Here is a 4,991-nt window from a genome sequence, read left to right as displayed (position 1 = left end):
GGGCGGGGGGGGGGGGGGGGGGGGGGGCGGGGGGGGGGGGGGGGGGGGGGGGGGGGGGGCGGGCCCCGGGCGCCCGCCCCCCCCCCCCCCCCCCCCCCCCCCCCCCGCCTCACGAACGGCTCGGTCGAACGTGCGCCTCAGAGGCCGTAGCGCTCCCGGGCCTCCTTGACGGCGGACGCCGGGACCTCGCCGCGGCGGGCGAGCTGGGCCAGGGCCGCGACCACGATGGACTGCGCGTCGACGCCGAAGTGGCGGCGGGCGCCCTCGCGGGTGTCGGAGAGGCCGAAGCCGTCCGTGCCCAGCGAGCTGTAGTCCTGCGGGACCCACTGGCTGATCTGGTCCGGGACCTGGCGCATCCAGTCGGAGACGGCCAGGACCGGGCCCGGGGCGCCCTCCAGCACGCGGGTGACGTACGGGGTGCGCTCCTCGCCGCGCAGCAGGGCCTCGTCGCACTCCAGCGCGTCGCGGCGCAGCTCGCCCCACGAGGTGGCGGACCACACGTCGGCGGCCACGTTCCAGTCGGCGGCCAGCAGCTGCTGCGCCTCCAGGACCCAGTGGATCGCCGTGCCCGAGGCCATGAGCTGGATCTTCGGGGCGTCGGCGGCCGGGGCGGCCTCCAGGGCGGCGGCCGTGTTGAAGCGGTACAGGCCCTTGAGGATGCCCTCCTCCACGCCCTCGGGCATGGCCGGCTGCACCTTCGGCTCGTTGTAGACCGTCAGGTAGTAGAAGACGTCCTCGGGCTGCTCGCCGTACATGCGGCGCAGACCGTCCTTGACGATCACCGCGATCTCGTACGCGAAGGCCGGGTCGTAGTTGAGCGACGCCGGGTTCGTGGACGCGATCAGGTGCGAGTGGCCGTCCGCGTGCTGGAGGCCCTCACCCGTCAGGGTGGTGCGGCCGGCCGTGGCACCGACGATGAAGCCCTTGCCGAGCTGGTCGGCGAGCTGCCACATCTGGTCGGCGGTGCGCTGCCAGCCGAACATCGAGTAGAAGATGTAGAAGGGGATCATCGGCTCGCCGTGCGTCGCGTACGACGTGCAGGCGGCGATGAAGTCGGCCATGGCGCCGGCCTCGGTGATCCCCTCGTTGAGGATCTGGCCGTCCTTGGCCTCCTTGTAGTACATCAGCTGGTCGCGGTCGACCGGCTCGTACGTCTGGCCCAGCGGCGAGTAGATGCCGGCCGACGGGAAGAGGGACTCCATACCGAAGGTACGGGCCTCGTCGGGGACGATCGGCACCCAGCGCCTGCCGGTCTCCTTGTCCCGCATCAGGTCCTTGACGAGGCGGACGAAGGCCATGGTGGTGGCCATCTCCTGCTTGCCGGAGCCCTTGATCAGCGGGGCGAAGGAACGGTCGGCCGGGGCCGGCAGGGCCACGTGGTGGACCTTGCGCGCCGGGGCGGGGCCGCCGAGGGCCGCGCGGCGCTCCTGGAGGTACCGGACCTCGGGGCTGTCCGCGCCCGGGTGGCCGTAGGGGACCTTGCCGTCGACGAAGGCGCTGTCCGGGATCGGCAGGCCGAGGAGGTCGCGCATGTCCTTGAACTCGTCGACCGTCAGCTTCTTCATCTGGTGGTTCGCGTTCTTCGACTCGAACCCGGCACCCAGCGTGTGGCCCTTGACCGTCTGCGCCAGGATGACCGTCGGAGCGCCCTTGTGGGCCAGGGCGGCCTTGTACGCGGCGTAGACCTTGCGGGGCTCGTGGCCGCCGCGCGAGGTGTGGAAGCACTCGGCGATCTTCGCGTCGGACAGGACGCCGGCCAGCTGGACGAGCTCGGCGCTGACGCCGAAGAAGTGCTGGCGGATGTAGGCCACGTCGCGGGTCGCGTACGTCTGGAACTGCGCGTCCGGCACCTCGCGGATGCGGCGGACCAGGGCGCCCGTGGTGTCGAGCTGGAAGAGCTCGTCCCAGGCGGAGCCCCACAGGGTCTTGATGACGTTCCAGCCGGCACCGCGGAACTGGGCCTCCAGCTCCTGGACCACGCGGAAGTTCGCGCGGACCGGGCCGTCGAGGCGCTGCAGGTTGCAGTTGATGACGAACGTCAGGTTGTCGAGCTGCTCGCGCGAGGCCAGGGCCAGGGCGGCGGTCGACTCGGGCTCGTCCATCTCGCCGTCGCCGAGGAAGGCCCAGACGTGCGAGTGGGAGGTGTCCTTGATGTTCCGGTTCTGCAGGTAGCGGTTGAAGCGCGCCTGGTAGATCGCGGAGAGCGGGCCGAGGCCCATGGAGACCGTGGGGAACTCCCACAGCCACGGCAGGCGCCGCGGGTGCGGGTAGGACGGCAGGCCGTTGCCGCCGGACTCCTGGCGGAAGTTGTCGAGCTGCTGCTCGGAGATGCGCCCGTCGAGGAAGGCGCGGGCGTAGATGCCGGGGGAGGCGTGGCCCTGGATGTAGAGCTGGTCGCCCGATCCGTCGGCCTCCTTCCCGCGGAAGAAGTGCTGGAAGCCGGTCTCGTAGAGCCAGGCCGCCGAGGCGAAGGTGGCGATGTGGCCGCCGACGCCGTACTTGGAGCCGCGGGTCACCATGGCGGCCGCGTTCCAGCGGTTCCATGCGGTGATCTTGGCTTCCATCTCCTCGTCACCCGGGAACTCGGGCTCCGCGGAGGTGGGGATGGTGTTGACGTAGTCCGTCTCCAGCAGCTTGGGCAGGGCCAGGCCGGCGGCCTCGGCGTGCTGGAGCGTACGGCGGAGCAGGTATTCGGCGCGGCGCGTACCGGCGGCCTTGGCGACGGCGTCGAGGGAGGCCGCCCATTCGGCGGTCTCTTCGGAGTCGCGGTCCGGGAGCTGGTCGAGCTCGCTCGGAAGCTTTCCTACGGGGTCGGACATCGGTGTGCGCCGCCTTCCGGACAAAGGAGAGGAGGTGGTGAAGAAAACCCTGACGGGCAGGACAGGGCCGAGGGACCCGGGTGGGGGCCCGGAGTGACTGTAAATCCCTGATCGATGATCGATCAAATAAAAGTGACGAATATTCGACGCTCAGGCGAAAGTCGGCACCGGGTGCCATGAATTCAGGCACGCCGTGCCGGTTTCATCAGTACACGCCAAGGCGCTGGCGATCCCCTGGAGGATCCCTCAAAACCGCAGGTCAAAGATGGTCTGACAGGGTCAGGCGCTCCGCGGGGCGCAGCCCAGCACATGCCGCTTCACCAGCACGCCGATGTCCGGGTCCTGACTGCGGAAGGCCGCGACGAGGGCCTCGTGCTCCTCGGCGTACGACTTCTGGACGGTTCCCAGCCACCGGATCGACAGTGCCGTGAAGACCTCGATCCCCAGGCTCTCCCAGGTGTGCAGCAGCACGCTGTTCCCGGCCGCCCGCACCAGCTCCCGGTGGAAGCCCACCGTGTGCCGCACCTGCGCCGTGCCGTCCTGGATCCGGTCGGCCTCCCACAGGGCCGCCACGTGCGGCTCCAGCGCCGAGCAGTCGGCCGCCAGCCGCGGCGCGGCCAGCTCGGCCGCGATCTGCTCCAGACCGGCCCGGACGGGGTAGATCTCCTCCAGGTCGGCCGCGGAGAGGTTGCGCACGCGCACGCCCTTGTTCGGCGCCGACTCGATCAGCCGCAGCGTCTCCAGCTCGCGCAGGGCCTCCCGTACGGGCGTCTGGCTGACCTCCAGCTCGACCGCGATCCGCCGCTCGACGATCCGCTCGCCGGGCTTCCAGCGTCCGCTGACGATCCCCTCCACGATGTGCTCGCGGATCTGCTCGCGCAGCGAGTGCACGACGGGTGGGGTGATCATCGGGGTTCAACTCCTGTGTGTGCGGACACGCGGGGCCTGATGCCTAGACAATAAGGCCGCCGTGGCCTGCTCCGATGCGTTCGTGGTCAGGGACGCAGGGTGAGGCTCGTTACAACGACGGCGCCCCCGCCCGGACGAATCCGGACGGGGGCGCCGCAAGCGGCAGTTCCCTGCGCGCCTTGGCCTCAGAGGCCGAGCTCGACCTCGAACTCGCCGGCCTCCAGGATCGCCTTGACGGCGGTGAGGTACCGGGCCGCGTCCGCGCCGTCCACCAGGCGGTGGTCGTAGGACAGGGTCAGGTACGTCATGTCGCGGACGCCGATGACGGTGCCCTCCTCGGTCTCGATGACCACGGGGCGCTTGACCGTGGCACCGATGCCCAGGATCGCGACCTGGTTCGGCGGAACGATCACCGTGTCGAACAGCGCACCGCGCGAGCCGGTGTTGCTGATGGTGAAGGTCGCGCCGGACAGCTCGTCCGGGGTGATCTTGTTGCCGCGGACCTTGGCGGCCAGGTCGGCGGTCGCCTTGGCGATGCCCGCCAGGTTGAGGTCACCGGCACCCTTGATGACCGGGGTCATCAGGCCCTTCTCGGAGTCCACGGCGATGCCGATGTTCTCCGAGTCGAAGTAGGTGATGGTGCCCTCGTCGTCGTTGATCCGGGCGTTGACGACCGCGTGGGCCTTCAGCGCCTGGGCAGCGGCCTTGACGAAGAACGGCATCGGGGACAGCTTGACGCCCTCACGGGCGAGGAAGCCGGCCTTGGCCTTCTCGCGCAGCTTCATGATCTTGGTGATGTCCACCTCGACCACGGAGCTGAGCTGCGCCTGCGAGTGCAGGGCCTTCATCATGTTGTCGCCGATGACCTTGCGCATGCGGGTCATCTTGACCGTCTGACCGCGCAGCTCGGACACCGCGGCCGGAGCCTTGGCGGCGGCCGGGGCGGCAGCGGCGGCGGCCGGAGCCGGAGCGGCGGCGGCCTTGGCCGCCTCGGCGGCGGCCAGGACGTCCTGCTTGCGGATGCGGCCACCGACACCGGTGCCCGAGACCGTCGCCAGGTTGACGCCGGACTCCGAGGCGAGCTTGCGCACCAGCGGGGTCACGTAGGCGCCCTCGTCACCGGCCGAGGCCGGGGCGGGAGCGGCCGGGGCGGCGACCGGTGCCGGAGCGGCGACCGGTGCCGGAGCTGCCGGGGCCGGGGCGGCGACCGGGGCCGGAGCGGCCGGTGCCGGAGCGGCGGCGGCCGGGGCCGGAGCGGCGGTG

The 4,991-nt window shown here is 71.1% G+C and carries 3 protein-coding genes; all 3 read right to left on the bottom strand.

Annotated elements, in window-relative coordinates; translation table 11 throughout:
- Positions 1-137 precede the first annotated feature (137 nt).
- Positions 138-2,819: a pyruvate dehydrogenase (acetyl-transferring), homodimeric type gene (gene aceE / locus WDV06_RS36140; RefSeq protein ID WP_395514044.1), complete on the bottom strand. Its 2,682-nt coding sequence runs from the start codon at positions 2,817-2,819 to the stop codon at positions 138-140.
- A 279-nt stretch (positions 2,820-3,098) separates the two neighbouring features.
- A complete protein-coding gene (locus tag WDV06_RS36135; RefSeq protein WP_395514045.1) occupies positions 3,099-3,725 on the bottom strand; it encodes a GntR family transcriptional regulator in 627 nt (208 codons plus the stop codon).
- 188 nt (positions 3,726-3,913) lie between these two features.
- On the bottom strand, positions 3,914-4,991 hold a 1,078-nt coding region (gene sucB / locus WDV06_RS36130; RefSeq protein ID WP_395514043.1), incomplete at its 5' end, for a 2-oxoglutarate dehydrogenase, E2 component, dihydrolipoamide succinyltransferase.

The sequence above is a fragment of the Streptomyces racemochromogenes genome, from assembly GCF_044129415.1.
Taxonomy (GTDB): Bacteria; Actinomycetota; Actinomycetes; order Streptomycetales; family Streptomycetaceae; genus Streptomyces; species Streptomyces racemochromogenes_A.
This window is presented reverse-complemented; position numbering and strand designations above follow the sequence as displayed.

What these genes read in the sequence shown, in the direction of transcription:
- aceE (WP_395514044.1), bottom strand. Translation starts at nt 2,819, where the DNA reads ATGTCCGACCCCGTAGGAAAGCTTCCGAGCGAGCTCGACCAGCTCCCG.